The following is a 15,703-nucleotide window of genomic DNA, read 5'->3' as shown; positions in this document are numbered from 1 at the left end:
GGTCAGTGCCCGGTTCCGACGCAGTGAGTAGTCATTACAGGCCTGTAATGACAGGTTGGCCAGAGGGTGGGAGCTAATGTGTTGTAGGTCACACTTGTGGCCGCAGTGGCGGAAAATCTCCCCGCTGGGGGATCTCTTGTTCCCTACCTGTCATGACAGCATCGATGCCGTGGCATGATTTGAGGACACAGTCGTACCGCCACCGAGGGGGATGGTCAGACCATGGCGCATCAGCGGTTGAACCGCGATTCCAGCGAGCCGCTCTGGATGCAGCTGATGACGGCGCTACGCGCCCAGATCGAGGCCGGCCGCCTGGCACCCGACCAACCCCTGCCCTCCGAGGCGGAGCTGACGGACCTCTACGGCGTCTCCCGCACCGTGGTCCGCGAGGCGCTGGGCGAACTCGTCCAGCAGCGGCTGATCTACAAGGTCAAAGGGCGCGGCGCATTCGTCGCCCCGCGCAAGACCGAGCTGCGGTTCGTCGGCTCCGTCTCCGGCTCCGCCGACGACCTGCGCGAGTCCGGACGCCGCGTCACCACCCAGACCATCCACCAGGAACTGGCCGAGGCCGACGAACGCGAGGCCGCACTGCTGCGCATCCCCATCGGCGAACAGGTGGTGAGGACGCGCCGGCTCCGGCGGGTGGACGGCCAGCCCTGGCTCCTGGTCGACACCACCCTGCCCGCCCGCCTGGTCCCCGGCCTGGAGAAGGCCGTCCTGGAGAACCAGTCGCTCTACGACGTGCTGCGCCGTCGCTACGGCATCGAACCCGACGGGGCCGACCGCTGGATCGAGGCCGTCTTCCCCAACGAGCAGGACGCGGCCGTCCTGGAGGTCTCCACCTCCACACCGCTGCTCGGCATCGAATCCGTGTCCTGGCTGCCCGACCGGACCCGCTTCGAGGCCTACTACGCCCTCCACCGCAGCGACCAGACCCGCTTCTACGTCGGCATCCGCTGACGGGCAGTCACTATTCGGCGGCCCCAGGGGATATGACGAGGGTGGCGTCGATGTCCAGGGCCGGGCCGGGCAGTTCGCACCTGCCCGCGGGGGAGGCGGGTATCCCGCCGGGGGTCTCGTCGGCGTACGGCCGGGCGATCCCGCCCAGGCCGCCCTTTGACCGCAACCGGGTACGGTCCTGGGGACGGTCGTCAAACTCCCGCCTGCGTAGTGGTGTTGGGGCAACGCCGCCACGCCGCCCGCCCGGAGGGCGGACGGCGTGGGTTCGACGACAGGCCCCGGCGGCTAGCGGCGCAGCGGGCCCTCGCAGGTGTAGTCGGCGCTGCCGGCCTGGCCGGCGGGCCAGACGTCGACCTTGCCGAACCAGCAGTTCATGTCGGCCATGTTGTTGCTCGCGGCGCCGCCGCGGCCGAGGAGGAAGTGGTCGACGGTGTCGGCCATGTCCTTGCGGACCCGGCCGCTGTCGGCAGGGTTGCCGAGGTTGGCGGTGATGCGCCCGGTGCAGGTGAAGCGCATCTTGTTGTCCCAGTCGCCGTTGTCCTTGCAGACGGGGGCGTTCTCGGTCGCCTTGGCGAACGCCGCCTGCACCTCGGGGGCCAGGGCGGAGGCGAGCCGGCCGTTGGGGGTGTAGGTGGTGTCGGGGACGAACAGCTCGTCGGCGAGCGGCACCTCGGCGTCGAGGTAGGCGGTGTAGTCGCGCTGGAGGGCGGCGTCCCGGCCGAGGCGGTCCCGCCAGGCGTCGTAGCCGGTGCGGTCGTCGGCACGCAGCAGGCGGTACATCTCGGCGAGCTGGTCGGGGTGCCGCTCGCCGAGGAGGTTGAAGAAGGTCGCGGCGTAGGGGTAGGCGCGGAAGCCCTCGCCCGCCCAGGTGGCGTGCAGGATCTGGTCGACGGTCAGGCGGGGGGTGCCGGCCTGGTCGTCCCAGCCGACCTGGCGGACCATGTACTTGCGGGCCTTGACGCCGTCGTCGCGGGTGGCGCCGGCGAAGTACTCGGCGGTGCCCTCGTTCATCGCGAAGGTGGCGTCGCCGGGCCAGCGGGTGGTGTAGCCGGACTCGGGGATCGCCCAGCGGGCGTTGAGGTAGTGCGTGTACTCGTGCCGGAACAGCTCTTCGAGGCTGAAGTACGACTCGGCGGTGGTGCGCTGGTAGGTGTAGAAGGTGGACTGCTCCTCCATGAACATGCCGCCGTTGTTGACGTCGCCGATGCCGAACAGCAGGCTCTGGAAGGACTGGTAGTTGGTCTTGGTGTCGTAGAGCTGGACGGTGAGCGCCGGGTGGGTGTCGTCCGCGAGCGGCTGGTCGGTGCCGATGACGCGGAAGAACTGCGCCTTGACCTGCTTGGTGGCGTAGTAGAGCTGGTCGGCGGTGGCCCGGTCGAGGGCGGTGCGTACGATCAGGGTGCCGTTGTCGTACGTGTAGGTGTTGGGGAAGAGCTGCTTCTCGATGTCGGCGCGGCAGACGCCGTACTGGGCGCAGAGACCGAGGTCGTTGACCGGGCCGACGAGGTTGGCCCAGGGCCTGCTCATCCGGCCGAAGGTCGCGGCGGCGAGCTCCAGTTCGGGGCCGATCCGGCTGGTCAGCTCGGGCTTGAGGGCGCCGATCTGGGCGAAGCGCCCGTACTCCAGCATGGCGTCGGCGGCGGCCCACTCGCTGGCGGTGCCCCTGAGGTGGGCGTAGCCGGCGAAGACCCGGAAGGTCTCGCGGTAGTCGGCGTCGGCGGCGACGGCGGCGCGGAAGAGGCCCTGCGGGTCGTCCGCGACATTGGAGATGCCCTGGAAGTTGATCTGGAGGGCGCCGAGGGCGGCCCAGTTCCAGCCGCTGTCGCCGATCGCCCTGCCGCCGGGCGCGAACATCCGCAGGACCTGCTTGATCAGCGGGATCCGGGCCTGCCGCAACTGCGGGGTGGAGCCGGCCTGGAACAGCTCGCCCAGGGTGTTGCCGTTGGTGGTGGTCGGCTCGAACACCCGCGGGTTGGCGGTGTAGGCGGCGATGGCGCGGTCGACGGCGGCCACGGTGACGGCGTCGCCGCCGTCGATCTCGGAGTGGCTGAAGTCGAAGTAGGCGACGCTGTGCAGGTAGTACCAGAGTTCCTGCTGGTTCAGGTTGTTGGCGCTGTCGAAGGAGGGCGCCAGGGTGCTGATCCGGTCGGCGACGGCCTGCACGTGGGCGGGGGTCATCACCTTGGCGAGCTGGGGGTTCCAGGTGAGCAGCAGCGGCCGCAGGCAGGCCTCGTAGGTGTGGCCGCGGTCGGCGAGGAAGTCGGCCAGCGCGCTCGGGCCGAGCGCCGTGAACTCCTCGGGGGTGCAGGCGGCCTGCCGCGCGGCGACGCCGCGGGCGGCGGCCGGCGGAGCGGTGGCCGGTTCGCCGGGCTGGGGGCCGCCGGTGGTCGGCTGGAGCGCAGCGGTGCCGGGGAAGCCCTGCGGGCCGGACCGGACGGCGGCGCCCGGAGCGCCCTGGTGCGCCACCTGGTCGCCGGCGGTCGGCCGCGCGGTGGCGGAGGCCGCCTGGGTGGTGGCTGCCCCAAGGGGGCCGGCGACGGCCTGGGCGCTGTGCAGCAGCGGCACGGCGAGGGCGGTGGCCAGGGCGGCTGAGAGCAGGGTGTTGCGCACGGATGCGGTTGAGGGCACCGGATCTCCTCGATGGGGGTACGTGTGGGGGGTGGTGCGGGGGTGCTCGCCGGGGGAGGAGGGAGGCGGCGGGCGCCCCTGATACCGGGACTTGGGGTGGTGCCGGTATCGGGATACAGCGATGTCGGCGTGGAGCCGGACCCGTACGGGGCCGCCGCGGAAGCGGATCGGATCGGCGGCCCCGTACGGGGGTTCGGTGGGGCTGCGGGGGAGGGCGTGGGGTCCGTGTCGTGGACCTCACGCCCTGGCGCGGCCGAGGTGGGTGAGATGCGGTCAGGACCGGCCGGGTCGAGAGTCGAGTGCCAGGAGAATCACCGCTGTTGAGGGCAGCGAGGAGATTCCCGGCGACCCGGTCGGGTCACTGGGTGAGGGCGGCGGCCGGGTGGCCGCCCTGCATAACATAGTAATGTGACATGGCACTCGACAAGAGGGTGCAGCCCCGTTATTCATCCGTGTCCGAGCGGATCCCGGCCGTGTCGACCCCCGGCGGGAGGGGTGCCGTGGAAGGTCACGGAAGGGTTTCGAAGTGGCGCGGCGTCGCACGGAGGCCTTGACGCGGTCCGGGGTGCGGCGTTTGCTGTGACCCGCTCGTTTAATTCTGTTTGTATCTGGTCTGTTATGTGTTTTTGAACGTTCAAATCGAAGGAGCGCGACATGGGCGCGATCGCTGGGGCGGCGGAGTACCTCCGGCAGTTCGACGAGCCCGTCGGCTACCTCGACTTCGCGCGCTTCGGGCCGGTGTCGGCCCGGGTGCGCGACGTCCTCGGCCGGGCCGCCACCGCGATCCACGGCCAGGGCTGGGAGGCGCTGGCCGGTCTCGACGCGGCGGGGGAGGAGGCGGCCCGGGCCGCCGCGGACCTGCTCGGCTGCGCGGCGCACGAGATCGCCTTCGTCAGCTCGACCTCGCACGGCATGTTCGCGGCGGCCCACGCGCTGCGGGGCCCCGGTACGGTGCTGGTCGGCCGGTCGGACTTCCCCGGCGCGGTCTACCCCTGGCTGCGCGCCGAGGGGAGCGGAGGCCTGACGGTCCGTCTGATCGACGGGCCGGTCACGGCGGACGCCGTCCGGGCCCACCTGGACGACCGGGTGCGGGCGGTCTCGGTCTGCGCGGTGGACGCCGCGACCGGCCACCGGGCGCCGCTGGCCGCCCTCAAGGAGCTGATCGGCCCGCGGCGCGTCCTGGTCGTCGACGCCGTCCAGGCCCTCGGCGCGGTCGGGATCGCCGCCGACGCCGCGGACATCCTCGCCTCCGGCGGCCAGAAGTGGCTGCGCGCGGGGTGGGGGGCGGCGCTCCTCCTGGTGCGCGACCGGGTGGCCGGCCTGCTCCGGCCCGGGCTCGGCGGCTGGTCGGGCGTGGTCGACCCGATCGACCGCGACGACCACCCGCGCCCGGCCCGGCCCGGCGCCGTCGCGCACACGCTCACCAACCCGGACGGCCCGGCCGTCGCCGCGCTCGGCGCGGCACTCGCGCTGGTCCGGGAGACCGGCGTCGAGCGGATCAACGCCCTGATCGGCGAGGCGCTCGACGGCCTGCTCGACGCTGCCCGGTCGGCCGGTGCCGAAACGGCCGGCGGTACGGGCAGCGGGATCGCCCGGTTCCGGCTGCCCGGAGCCGATCCGGCCGCGGTCCATCACGCACTGACCGGCGCCGGGCTCGCCACCACGCTGCGCGGCGGCTGGATCCGGCTGTCGCCGCACGCCTCCAGCGGGCCGGAGGCGGCCGCCCGGCTGGCCGGGGCGCTGCACGCCCTGCGGGCCTCCTGACCACTCCGGACCCCGGCCCGCCGGGAGCGTCCGCCACCCGGTCGGCCAAATCCCGGCCGGGTGCCCACAGGTGACGCCACCACATTTTCGAGAGGAATGCAATGTCACACCTTTCCCGTCGCGCCCTGCTGCGCGCCTCCGGAGCCGGCCTGCTCGGCCTGACGGCACTCCCCGCGCTCTCCGCCTGCTCCGGCTCCGGCTCGGCCCCGGGCGGGGACGCGGCCACCGGCACCGTCACCGTCTGGTCCTGGACCTCGGCGGCCGAGGCGTTGCGCGCCGTCGTCCCGGCCTTCGAGAAGGACAACCCGGGCATCAAGGTCGACGTCCAGGACATCGGCGAGCCGGCGATCTGGGACAAGATCACCGTCGGTCTGGCGGCCGGCGGCCAGGGCCTCGGCGACGTGCTCCACATCGGCTGCGACTACCTGCCGGGCTACCTGGAGAAGTTCCCCGGCGGCCTGGCCGACCTCTCGGCCCTCGGCGCCGACGCGCACAAGGAAGCGTTCGCCCAGGGGCTCTGGCCGGTGGTCAGCGGCAAGGACGGGCACGCCTACGCGCTGCCGTGGGAGGTCAACCCGTTCGGCTTCTTCTACCGCAAGGACCTGTTCGACAAGGCCGGCCTCGACCCGGAGTCCTTCCGGACCTGGGACGACGTGATCGCCGCCGCCGGCCCCTTCAAGGCGGCCAACCCGGGTGTCGCCCTGATCGGCCTCAACAAGCCGGGCACCCCCGACGCCGACCCCAACTTCCTGCAGGCGCTGATGCAGCTCCAGGGCGCGTTCTACTTCGACCTCAAGGGTGCCATCACCATGGGCTCCCCCGAGGCGGTCCGGGCCCTGACCGTCATCAGGAGCCTCGACCAGGCCGGGCTGGTCGCGGACTCCTCCGGCGACCACGGCTGGTCCAACCTGGTGAAGGCGGGAAAGGTCGCCGCCGCCCCGCTGGCAGCCTGGGCCGCGCACTACCTGGAGACCAAGTTCCCGGACCAGAGCGGCAACTGGCGCCTCGCCCGGCCCGCGGCCGTCACCGCCGGCGGCAAGCGCGCCGCCATCGTGAACTCCACCCACCTCGCCGTCTCGGCCACCAGCCCCCGCCGCGTCGCCGCCTGGAAGTTCGTCGAGTACGCCCTGACCAGGCCCGCCTCGGTGAACGCCATGTTCACCGCCGGCGGCGTCTTCCCCGCCCTGACGGCGGCCCACACGGACCCGATGTACGCCGCGCCCAGCGCCTTCTACGGCGGCCAGCCCGTCCTGAAGACCTTCGCCGACCTGCTCGCCGAGGGCGCGGACGCCACCAACTACTCCGGCGACTACGCCCGCGCGCTCAAGCTCGCCGGCGACGCGCAGGTGAAGGTCTTCCTCAAGGGCGCCGACCCGGCGGCCGTCCTCAAGGACGCCGCCAAGCAACTCGCCCAGCAGACCGGGCGCACGATCGCATGACCGCCACCGCCCGACCCGCCGCCCCGGCCCCGGCCGTGGCGGCGGCGCCCCGCCGCCGGGCGGCCGTGCTCCGCCGCCGGGCCCTGCCCTACCTGCTGCTCGCCCCGGCCCTGATCACCTTCACGGTGTTCAAGGCCTACCCGATCATCTCCTCCCTGCTGCTCTCGCTGACCACCGGCTCCGGCGCCGCCACCCACAACGCGGGCCTCGCCAACTACCGCCGGCTGCTGAACGATCCGCTGTTCTGGACGGCCTTGCGCAACACCGGCGAGATCCTCGTCGTGCAGGTCCCGCTGATGCTCCTGCTGGCCCTCGGCCTGGCCGTCGGCATCAACTCGGCCGTCGTCCGCTGGCGCGCCGTCTGGCGGCTCGGCGTCTTCATGCCGGCCGTCACCGGGCTGGTCGCCACCGGTGTGATGTTCGCCTTCCTGCTGAACACCGACCACGGCGCGGTGAACTGGCTCCTCGACGCCGTCGGCCTGCCCACGGTCGACTGGCTCGGCAGCCCGTTCTGGTCGCGGATGTCCGTCGTCCTCGTCCTGACCTGGCACTACACCGGCTACAACGCCGTCATCTACCTGGCCGGCCTGCAGGGCATCCCCAAGGAGCTCTACGAGGCCGCGATGATGGACGGCGCCGGACCGCTGCGCCGCTTCCGGTCGATCACCGTACCGGCCCTGCGCCCCGTCCTGCTCTTCACGGTGGTGCTCTCGACCATCGGCACGCTGCAACTCTTCGACGAGCCCTACGTGCTGACCCACGGCGGACCGGACAACGCCACCCTGACCGTCTCGATGTACCTGTACGTCAACGGTTTCCGCTACTTCGACTTCGGCTACGCCTCCGCCATCGCCTACGCGCTCACGCTGCTCGTATCGGTGCTCGGAGCAGTCCAGACGCGCCTGATGGGAGAGCGCGAATGAGCACCAGGTCCGCGCGGCCGCGCGGTTGGCCCCTGACCCTCGTCCTGGCCGGTGTCGCCGGGCTCTCGGTCGGCCCGTTCTACTGGCTGGTGGTGTCCGCCACCCAGAAGGACGGCGACATCTTCGACTGGCCGCCCAGACTGCTGCCCGGCGGCAGCCTCGGCGACAACCTCGACCACCTCCAGGCCAAGATCGGCCTGCTTCGCGTGGTCGGCAACTCGCTGCTCGTGGCCGGGCTGCAGACGGCGGGGGCACTGGTCGTCGCGCTGCTGGCCGGCTACGCCTTCGCCAAGTTCCGGTTCCGGGGCCGTACCGTGCTGTTCGCCCTGCTGCTGTCGACCCTGGTCGTGCCGGAGCAGGTGATGCTGGTGCCGCTGTTCAAGATGATGATGTCCTTCGGCCTGCTCGACAGCTACCAGGCCATGGTCCTGCCGGGCCTCTGTGTGCCGTTCGCGATCTTCCTGATGCGGCAGGCGCTGAGCGGGATGCCGGACGAACTCCTGGACGCCGCGCGGGTCGACGGCGCGGGGGAGTTCCGGGTGCTGTGGAGCGTGGTCGTCCCGGTCATGCGCCCGGTGCTGGCCGCCCTGTCGATCTTCCTCTTCCTGGGCTCGTGGAACCAGTTCGTCTGGCCGCTGATCGCGCTGCGCAGCCCCGAGATGCACACCCTGCCGGTGGCCCTCGCCACGCTCCACGGCAACGAGAGCAACACCGACTACGGCGCGATCCTCGCCGGGACCGCGCTGTCCACCCTGCCGATGATGGTCCTCTTCCTGGTCCTCCAGCGGCAGTTCATCTCCGGCCTGCTGGCCGGCGCCACGAAAGGCTGACCGTGGAGGAAACCGTGGAGGAAACCGTGGAGGAGACCGTGGAAGAGATCTGGGAGCCGCACGCCCCCACCGCGTCCGGCCGTCCCCGGCCGCTGACCGTCGAGGGCCTGGACCTCCTGGTCACCGGCACCGCGACGGCGCGCACGACGGACGAGGGGGTCGTCGAGGTCACCGCGGACGGCGAGGGCGAGGTACGGATCGAGTGGCGCCTCCCGTGCGTCGACGCGACCGCCTTCTGGACCCCCGACCCCAAGGGCACCGGCTGGCTGCCGGCCGCCTGGAGCGCCCCCCGCCGGGTGACCCTGGCGCGCGGCGCCCCGGTCGCCGCCCTGGTCGGCACCGGCGACATCGCGATCTGCGCCTTCGCCGCCGACCGCCCCGACGTCCTGGCCGGGGCCGGAGTCCTGGAGGAGACCGGCGAGTTCCGCTTCTGGGTGCAGGCGACCGGGCGGCTGACCGTCCGGATCGACACCTCCCGCCGGCACTTCGCCCGCTGCCTGGCCGCCATCGCCGGCTGGTGGTGGGCCGACCGCGAGGCGTCCGTCCCCGAGGCCGCCCGGCTGCCCGCCTACTCGACCTGGTACTCGCTGCACCAGGACATCAGCCCCGAGGCGGTGGAGACCCAGGCCGCGCTCGGCAAGGAGCTCGGGCTGGACAGCATCATCGTCGACGACGGCTGGATGACCGCCGACCGCACCCGGGGCTACGGCCACTGCGGCGACTGGGAACCGGTCTCGCTGCCCGACACCGCCGCCCACGTCCGGCGCGTCCACGACCTCGGGGTGCGGTACCTGCTCTGGTACGCCCTGCCGTTCATCGGCCGGGACAGTGCCGCCTGGGAGCGGCTCGGCCGGTACGCGCTCGCCGACGCCGCCCACATGGGCGCGATCGTCGCCGACCCGCGCTACCCGGTGGTGCGCGAGCACCTCACCGAGCGGCTCGCCCGGGCCGTGGAGGAGTGGGGGATGGACGGGCTGAAGATCGACTTCGTGGACTGGTTCGGCGTCGAGAACCCACCAGCCGCCGGCCCGGAGGCGGACTGCGGGACGGTCGCCGAAGGCCTCGAACTGCTCCTCGCCGAGATCCGCCGGCGGATCACCGCCGTCCGGCCGCAGGCCATGATCGAGTTCCGGCAGCCGTACGTCAGCCCCGGCCTCTGGCCCTACGTCACGATGATCCGGGCCACCGACTGCCCGCTCAGCCCGGCCGAGAACCGGCAGCGCACCATCGACACCCGGCTGGTGGCCGGCCCGATCGCGGTCCACGCCGACATGCTCATGTGGCACCCGGCCGAACCCCCCGAGCAGATCGCCTGCCACCTCATCAACGTGCTGTTCTCCGTGCCGCAGATCTCGGTGGACCTGGCGGTCCAGACCCCGGAGCAGCGGGAGGCGATCGCCTTCTGGCTCGGCGTCTTCCGCGAGCACCTGGGGACGCTGCAACTCGGCGAACTGCGCCCGGCCCGGCCCGACCTGGGCTACCCCCTGGTGACCGCCGTCGGCGGCGACACCGTGGCGGTCGCGCGCTACGCCCCGTGGCCCGTCCGGATCGGCTCGGATCCGTGGCGCACCCTCCTGGTCGCGAACGCGGACGCGGACCCGGAGGTCCGACTGGTCGGCGGCGGGGGACTGGCGGAGGCCGTCGTCCACGACGCTCGCGGACGGCAGGTCCGGCAGGGCACCATCGACCTGGCCGGCGGTGCGGTCGTCCCCGTGCCGCGCGGGGGGCTGCTGACCCTGCGCCGGGCGGAGCCGGGCCGAGGGTGAGGCCGCCGTCCACCGGTCACCACTGATGAGCCCGATCCAGCCAGCGGAGAGCAGATGAGCCAGGGACCACGTCGGCCGCGGGGCGGCGCCACCACCATCGAGGACGTCGCCCGCGCGGTCGGCGTGTCCCGGCAGACCGTCTCCAACGCCCTCAACGCGCCGCACCGGGTCCGCCCGGACACCCTGGAGCGGGTGACTGCGGCGATCGAGCGGCTCGGCTACCGGCCGGACCAGTCGGCCCGGTCGCTGCGCACCGGCGCCCGGCGCACCCTCGGCTACCTCGCGCCGACGGACGACCCGTTCGACCCCAATCCGCTGATGGCGGGTTTTCTGGAGGCCCTGGTCGACGCGGCCGGGGCCGAGGGGTACCGGGTGCTGCTCTTCCGGCCGCCGCCCGGTACGGCGGACCCGCGGCCGACGATCGACGAGGTGGTCGCCGCCCGGCAGGTGGACGGGCTCGTCCTGGCGGACGTGCTCCACGACGATCCGCGGGTCGGCCACGTCGCCGCGGCGGGGATCCCGTTCGCGGCCTTCGGCCGGATCGGCGAGGGCGGTCCGCGGCACTGGGTCGACATCGACAACGGGGCGGCGATGGCGGAGGTCGTCCGGCACCTGGCGGAGCGCGGCCACCGGCGGATCGGCTTCGCCGGGCCCCCGGCGGGCCTGCCCTGGATGGCGGCGCGGCGGGAGGGCTTCCGGGCGGAGGCGGTCCGGCAGGGGCTGGAGGTCTCCGAGCCGGTGGCGCCGGCGGCCGTCGGGGAGATCAGGGCGCTGCTGCGGGGGCCGGACCGGCCGACGGCGGTCGCGGCCGGCAGCGACCTGCTGGCGCTGGACGTCTACGAGGCGATCCGGGCCGAAGGCCTGGTCGTCGGCCGTGATGTCGCGGTGGTCGGGTTCTACGACACCCCGATCTGCCGGCACCTGCATCCCGCGCTGACGTCCGTCCGGCTGCCGCTGCGGGCCATCGCCTCGGCGCTGGTCCGGCTGCTGCTGGCCCAGCTCCGCGGCGAACCGCAGCCGGAGGCCGGGCTGTTGCTGCCGACCGAGCTCGTCGTGCGCGACAGCTCCCGGTGACCGGCCGGCCGAGCCGGCGGTGCCGCCCGGCCCTGCGGCCGGTGGGCCGGGCGAGGTCAGGACGCGGGGACGACGATCAGCTCGCCGACGAGGCGGGCGGCGGCCTCGCGGTCCTCGTCGGGCAGGGCGTCGTCGGTGACCAGGACGTCGATCTGGTCCAGCGTGGCGAACGAGGCGAGGCCGACGGCGTTCCACTTGGTGTGGTCGGCGGCGACCACGACCCGGCGGGCCGACTGGAGGAAGGTGCGGTTGGTCTCCGCCTCGGCGAGGTTCGGCGTGGTCAGTCCCGTGGCCGGCGAGAGGCCGTGGCAGCCGAGGATGAGCACATTGACGTGCAGGGACCGGATGGCCTGGTCCGCCACCGGGCCGACCAGGCCGTCCGACGGGGTGCGGACGCCGCCGGTGCGGATGACCGCGGCGGAGGGCGGGGTGCCGTCCTCCGCGGGCTGTTCGAGCACGTCGGCGATCCGCAGCGAGTTGGTGACGACGGTCAGGCCCTCGACCGCGCGCAGGTGGCGGGCCACCGCGTGGGTGGTGGTGCCGGCCGCCAGGCCGACCGCCGAGCCGGGCGGCACCAGCCCGGCGGCGGCCCGCGCGATCGCCTCCTTGGCGGGCAGCTGCCAGGACGCCTTCGTCTCGAACCCCGGCTCGCCGCTGAGCGGGGCGTCCACCTTCACGGCGCCGCCGTGGACCTTGTGGATCAGACCCCGGCGGGCGAGCGCGTCCAGATCCCGGCGGACGGTCATGTCGGAGACCCCGAGGTCCCGGACGAGTTCGGTGACCCGGACGCCGCCCTGCGCGCGGACCAGGTCGAGGATCTGGACGCGCCGCTGTCCGGCGAGCGGTTGGGCACTGTCGCGCATCGGGCGGCCTCCTGGCGGCGCGGTGATCGGTGAAGAGTGATCGATGAAGGTGGTCAACGCCATGATGGCAGGTCGTGGCGGGGCGCGCCCACCAATTCTGTTGCTTTTTGTTGGATGTTGTTTGATTATGATGTTGCCTGGCCGGGCCCACCGGCCGGCCGCCGGAACGCCTTCGGGAGGAAGACATGGCCAGGACCGTGACCGAGCCGACGGCGCCGCCGTCGGCGGCGGGGACGGAGAGGACGGTGACCAGGCTGGCGGACGGCCGGGAACTCGTCTACTTCCACACCGGGGCCGCCCCCCGCCCGGCCACCGACCGGCGCCCGCTGGAACCCGCGGCCGACCGCCCCGAGGTGCGCCTCGACCCGGCCACCGGCGACTGGGTCACCATCGCCGCGCACCGCCAGGTCCGCACCTACCGGCCGCCGGCCGACGAATGCCCGCTCTGCCCGTCCCGGGACGGGCGGCTCAGCGAGATCCCCGCCGGGGACTACCAGGTCGCCGTCTTCGAGAACCGCTTCCCCTCGCTCGCCGGAGCGCCCGGCGCGCCGTCCGCCGATGCCACCGATCCCGCCGAGGGCGGGCTGCACACCGCCCGGCCCGGCTCCGGCCGGTGCGAGGTGGTCTGCTTCACCGCCGACCACGGAGCCTCCTTCGCCGACCTCGACGAGGCCGGCGCGCGGCTGGTGCTGGACGCCTGGACCGACCGCACCGCCGAACTCTCCGCCCGGCCCGGCGTCGCGCAGGTGTACTGCTTCGAGAACCGCGGCACCGAGATCGGCGTCACCCTCGCCCACCCGCACGGCCAGATCTACGCGCTGCCCTTCACCACCCCCCGCACCGCCCGGATGGCCGGACAGGCCGGCCGCCACCGCGCCGCCACCGGCCGCAACCTCTTCGAGGACCTGCTCGCCGCCGAACGCGCCACCCCCGAACGGCTGGTGCTCACCGGAACGCACTGGACGGCCTTCGTCCCGTTCGCCGCCCGCTGGCCCTACGAGGTCCACCTCTACCCCCACCGCCGCGTCCCGGACCTCACCCGCCTCACCGAGGACGAACGCGCCGAGTTCCCCGGGCTCTACCTCGAACTGCTGCGCCGCTTCGACCGGCTCTTCGGCACCCCGGAGGCCCCCGTGCGCACGCCCTACATCTCCGCCTGGCACCAGGCGCCGCGCGAGGGCGGCGCCGAACTCGCCCTGCACCTGGAGCTGTTCACCATCCGGCGGGCCGCCGACAAGCTCAAGTACCTGGCCGGGGTCGAGTCCGGCATGGACGCCTTCGTCAACGACATCGCCCCGGAGGCGGCCGCCCGGCGGCTGCGGGAGGTCGCCTCGTGACCGGGCCCGCGAGCAGCGCCACCACCCCGTCCCTCCACCCGGGAGAGCAGACACCATGACCACCTTCCACGAGCTCTTCGGCCACGCCCCGACCGGGGAGTGGGCGGCACCGGGCCGGGTGAACCTGATCGGTGAACACACCGACTACAACCTCGGGTTCGTCCTGCCGATCGCCCTGCCGCAGACCGTCCGCGCCCGGGCCCGCCGACGCGACGACGGCCGGCTGCGGCTCTACAGCGCCCAGGGCGACGCCCGGGTCGCCGAGCTGGCCGTCGCCGACCTCGCCCCCGGCACGGTGGCGGGCTGGGCGGGCTATCCCGCCGCCGTGGTCTGGGCCCTGCGGCAGGCCGGCCACCCGGTCGGCGGCGCCGACCTGCTCCTCGACAGCGACGTGCCGACCGGCGCGGGCCTCTCCTCCTCCGCCGCGCTGGAGTGCGCGGTCGCCTCCGCCTACAACGACCTGTACGGCCTCGGCCTCGCCGCACAGGACCTCGCGGTCGTCGCACAGCAGGCCGAGAACCGGTTCGTCGGCGTACCCTGCGGCGTGATGGACCAGATGGCGTCGATGTGCGGCCGCGCGGGAACCGCGCTCCACCTGGACGCCCGCGACCTGTCCATCCGGCACGTGCCGTTCGACCTGGCGAGCGCGGGCCTGCGGCTGCTGGTCATCGACACCCGGACCAGGCACGACCTCGCCGACGGTGCGTACGCGGCGCTGCGCGCCGGCTGCGAGCGGGCCGCGGCGCTGCTCGACCTGCCCGCCCTGCGCGACGTTCCGCCGTCCGGCCTCGATCCCGCGCTCGGCCGGCTGCCCGCCGAACTGCGGCCGCTGGTACGGCACGTGGTGACCGAGAACGAGCGGGTGCGCCGGGCCGTCGCCCTGCTCGACGCCGGTGACCCGGCCGGGCTCGGGCCGGTCCTCACCGCCGGGCACGCCTCGCTGCGCGACGACTACCGGGTCTCCTGCCCGGAGACGGACCTGGCGGTCGAGGCCGCCCTGTCCGCCGGGGCGCTCGGCGCCCGGATGACCGGCGGCGGCTTCGGCGGCTCGGTGATCGCCCTGGTGGCCGTGGGCGCCGCCGACGAGACGGCGGCCGCGGTGGCGGCGGCCTTCCGGCGGGCCGGGTACCCCGAGCCGGGCCTCGTCCACGCGATCGCGTCCGCCGGGGCCCGTCGGGTGTCCTGACGGACCCCGGCAGGGGGGCGGCCGGTCCGCGTGTTCCGTCCCCGCCCCGCTGACCGGGCGTCACGACTCCAGGACGGAGAGCGGTTCGGGGAGCGCGCTCTCGGCGCACGGGATGACGGTCCTGATGATCTCCATGGTCCGCTCGGTGAGGTCGGCCCGGTTGCCGAGCACCCAGGAGATGTGCTGGGCGCCGAAGAAGGCGGAGACCAGCACCTTGGCGAGGACGGCGGGCGTGGTCGAGCGGGCGAGCTCGCCGCGCTCGGCCCCGTGCTCCAGCCAGGAGCAGATCAGCGCGGTGTAACCCTGGTAGGGCAGCGGGAGTTCGGCCTCGATCGCCGCCCGCTCGATCTGCAGCCGGGCGCCGGCCTGCATCACGGTGTCGTCGCGCAGGGCCGCCGCCGTGCGCAGCAGCAGTTCGGCGACGGAGGCGATCGGCGGCAGGCCGAGCTGCTCCACCCGGCCCGCGATGGCCGCGATGCGGCGGTAGAACTCGTCGGCGATGCTGAGGGCGAGGGCTTCCTTGTTGGCGTAGTGGAAGTACACCGCGCCCTTCGTCATCCCGGACAGCTGGGCGACGTCGAGGATGGTGACGGCGGGGAAGCCGTTCTCGGCGAAGGCCTGGGCGGCGGCGTGCAGGATCCGCTCCTGGGTGCGGACGGCCCGTTCCTGTTTGAGTTCCTTGCCCCGGGCCGTCTGCGGCGGGGTGGTGGTGGGCCCGGGGAGGCGTTGTCCCTGCGGCGCTCTCATGATCGGCCTCTCTCGGACGCGGTGGACGGGGGTGCGGCGGACGCTGGTGCCACACGACGTAACAGTGAACGGCCGGCCCTTGAAACAAACCTTCGTAAAGGTAGATTTGAGAGCGCTGGCGGGCCGGGCCCGTAAGGGCTCGCCCACGACCTCTGGGGGGAGAACATGCGGCAATACCATGTGCGA

General features: G+C 73.3%; 13 protein-coding genes. 9 read left to right on the top strand and 4 right to left on the bottom strand.

Going from position 1 to position 15,703, the window contains the following annotated elements; translation table 11 throughout:
• Positions 1-222: 222 nt before the first annotated feature.
• Complete coding sequence (locus tag ACIP82_RS04605; protein WP_363608423.1) at positions 223-960, top strand: GntR family transcriptional regulator; 738 nt, start codon at positions 223-225, stop codon at positions 958-960.
• Between the two features lie 10 nt (positions 961-970).
• On the opposite strand, the gene ACIP82_RS04600 is transcribed toward ACIP82_RS04605, so the two are convergent.
• Together ACIP82_RS04600 and ACIP82_RS04595 are read right to left on the bottom strand one after the other, a co-directional pair.
• Entirely contained in the window at positions 971-1,126 is a 156-nt protein-coding gene (locus ACIP82_RS04600) for a hypothetical protein (RefSeq protein WP_400650798.1), read from the bottom strand.
• A 119-nt stretch (positions 1,127-1,245) separates the two neighbouring features.
• Entirely contained in the window at positions 1,246-3,588 is a 2,343-nt protein-coding gene (locus ACIP82_RS04595) for a collagenase (protein WP_400650796.1), read from the bottom strand.
• 654 nt (positions 3,589-4,242) lie between these two features.
• Between ACIP82_RS04595 and ACIP82_RS04590 the strand changes: the two genes are divergently transcribed.
• The 6 genes from ACIP82_RS04590 to ACIP82_RS04565 all read left to right on the top strand — a co-directional run bounded on the left by ACIP82_RS04590 (position 4,243) and on the right by ACIP82_RS04565 (position 11,384).
• The gene (locus ACIP82_RS04590; RefSeq protein WP_400650793.1) at positions 4,243-5,352 is read left to right on the top strand and encodes an aminotransferase class V-fold PLP-dependent enzyme; all 1,110 of its coding nucleotides are present in this window, start codon (positions 4,243-4,245) and stop codon (positions 5,350-5,352) included.
• Between the two features lie 101 nt (positions 5,353-5,453).
• Positions 5,454-6,791 carry an ABC transporter substrate-binding protein gene (locus ACIP82_RS04585; RefSeq protein WP_400650790.1) on the top strand — a complete coding sequence of 446 codons (1,338 nt, stop codon included), beginning with the start codon at positions 5,454-5,456 and terminating at the stop codon, positions 6,789-6,791.
• Complete coding sequence (locus tag ACIP82_RS04580) at positions 6,788-7,714, top strand: sugar ABC transporter permease (protein ID WP_363608431.1); 927 nt, start codon at positions 6,788-6,790, stop codon at positions 7,712-7,714. The genes ACIP82_RS04585 and ACIP82_RS04580 overlap by 4 nt, the downstream gene beginning before the upstream one ends.
• A complete protein-coding gene (locus tag ACIP82_RS04575) occupies positions 7,711-8,544 on the top strand; it encodes a carbohydrate ABC transporter permease (RefSeq protein WP_363608432.1) in 834 nt (277 codons plus the stop codon). The genes ACIP82_RS04580 and ACIP82_RS04575 overlap by 4 nt, the downstream gene beginning before the upstream one ends.
• 14 nt (positions 8,545-8,558) lie before the next feature.
• Positions 8,559-10,310, top strand: coding sequence for a glycoside hydrolase family 36 protein (locus ACIP82_RS04570; RefSeq protein ID WP_400650786.1), 1,752 nt, complete (start codon positions 8,559-8,561; stop codon positions 10,308-10,310).
• Between the two features lie 54 nt (positions 10,311-10,364).
• On the top strand, positions 10,365-11,384 hold the full coding sequence (locus tag ACIP82_RS04565) for a LacI family DNA-binding transcriptional regulator (protein ID WP_400650783.1): 1,020 nt from the start codon (positions 10,365-10,367) through the stop codon (positions 11,382-11,384).
• A gap of 56 nt (positions 11,385-11,440) precedes the next feature.
• On the opposite strand, the gene ACIP82_RS04560 is transcribed toward ACIP82_RS04565, so the two are convergent.
• Positions 11,441-12,247: a DeoR/GlpR family DNA-binding transcription regulator gene (locus tag ACIP82_RS04560; RefSeq protein WP_400650780.1), complete on the bottom strand. Its 807-nt coding sequence runs from the start codon at positions 12,245-12,247 to the stop codon at positions 11,441-11,443.
• Positions 12,248-12,432: 185 nt separating this feature from the next.
• Here ACIP82_RS04560 and galT point away from each other — a divergent pair, with 185 nt between their 5' ends.
• Both galT and galK read left to right on the top strand, forming a co-directional pair.
• A complete protein-coding gene (gene galT / locus ACIP82_RS04555) occupies positions 12,433-13,584 on the top strand; it encodes a galactose-1-phosphate uridylyltransferase (RefSeq protein WP_363608439.1) in 1,152 nt (383 codons plus the stop codon).
• Positions 13,585-13,639: 55 nt separating this feature from the next.
• Positions 13,640-14,770: a galactokinase gene (gene galK, locus ACIP82_RS04550; protein WP_400650778.1), complete on the top strand. Its 1,131-nt coding sequence runs from the start codon at positions 13,640-13,642 to the stop codon at positions 14,768-14,770.
• A 60-nt stretch (positions 14,771-14,830) separates the two neighbouring features.
• Here the strand turns inward: galK and ACIP82_RS04545 are convergent, their stop codons facing one another.
• Complete coding sequence (locus ACIP82_RS04545; protein WP_363608443.1) at positions 14,831-15,517, bottom strand: ScbR family autoregulator-binding transcription factor; 687 nt, start codon at positions 15,515-15,517, stop codon at positions 14,831-14,833.
• Between the last annotated feature and the right edge of the window lie 186 nt (positions 15,518-15,703).

Source organism: Kitasatospora sp. NPDC088548, from assembly GCF_044753005.1.
In the GTDB taxonomy this organism is placed as follows: domain Bacteria; phylum Actinomycetota; class Actinomycetes; order Streptomycetales; family Streptomycetaceae; genus Kitasatospora.
This window is presented reverse-complemented; position numbering and strand designations above follow the sequence as displayed.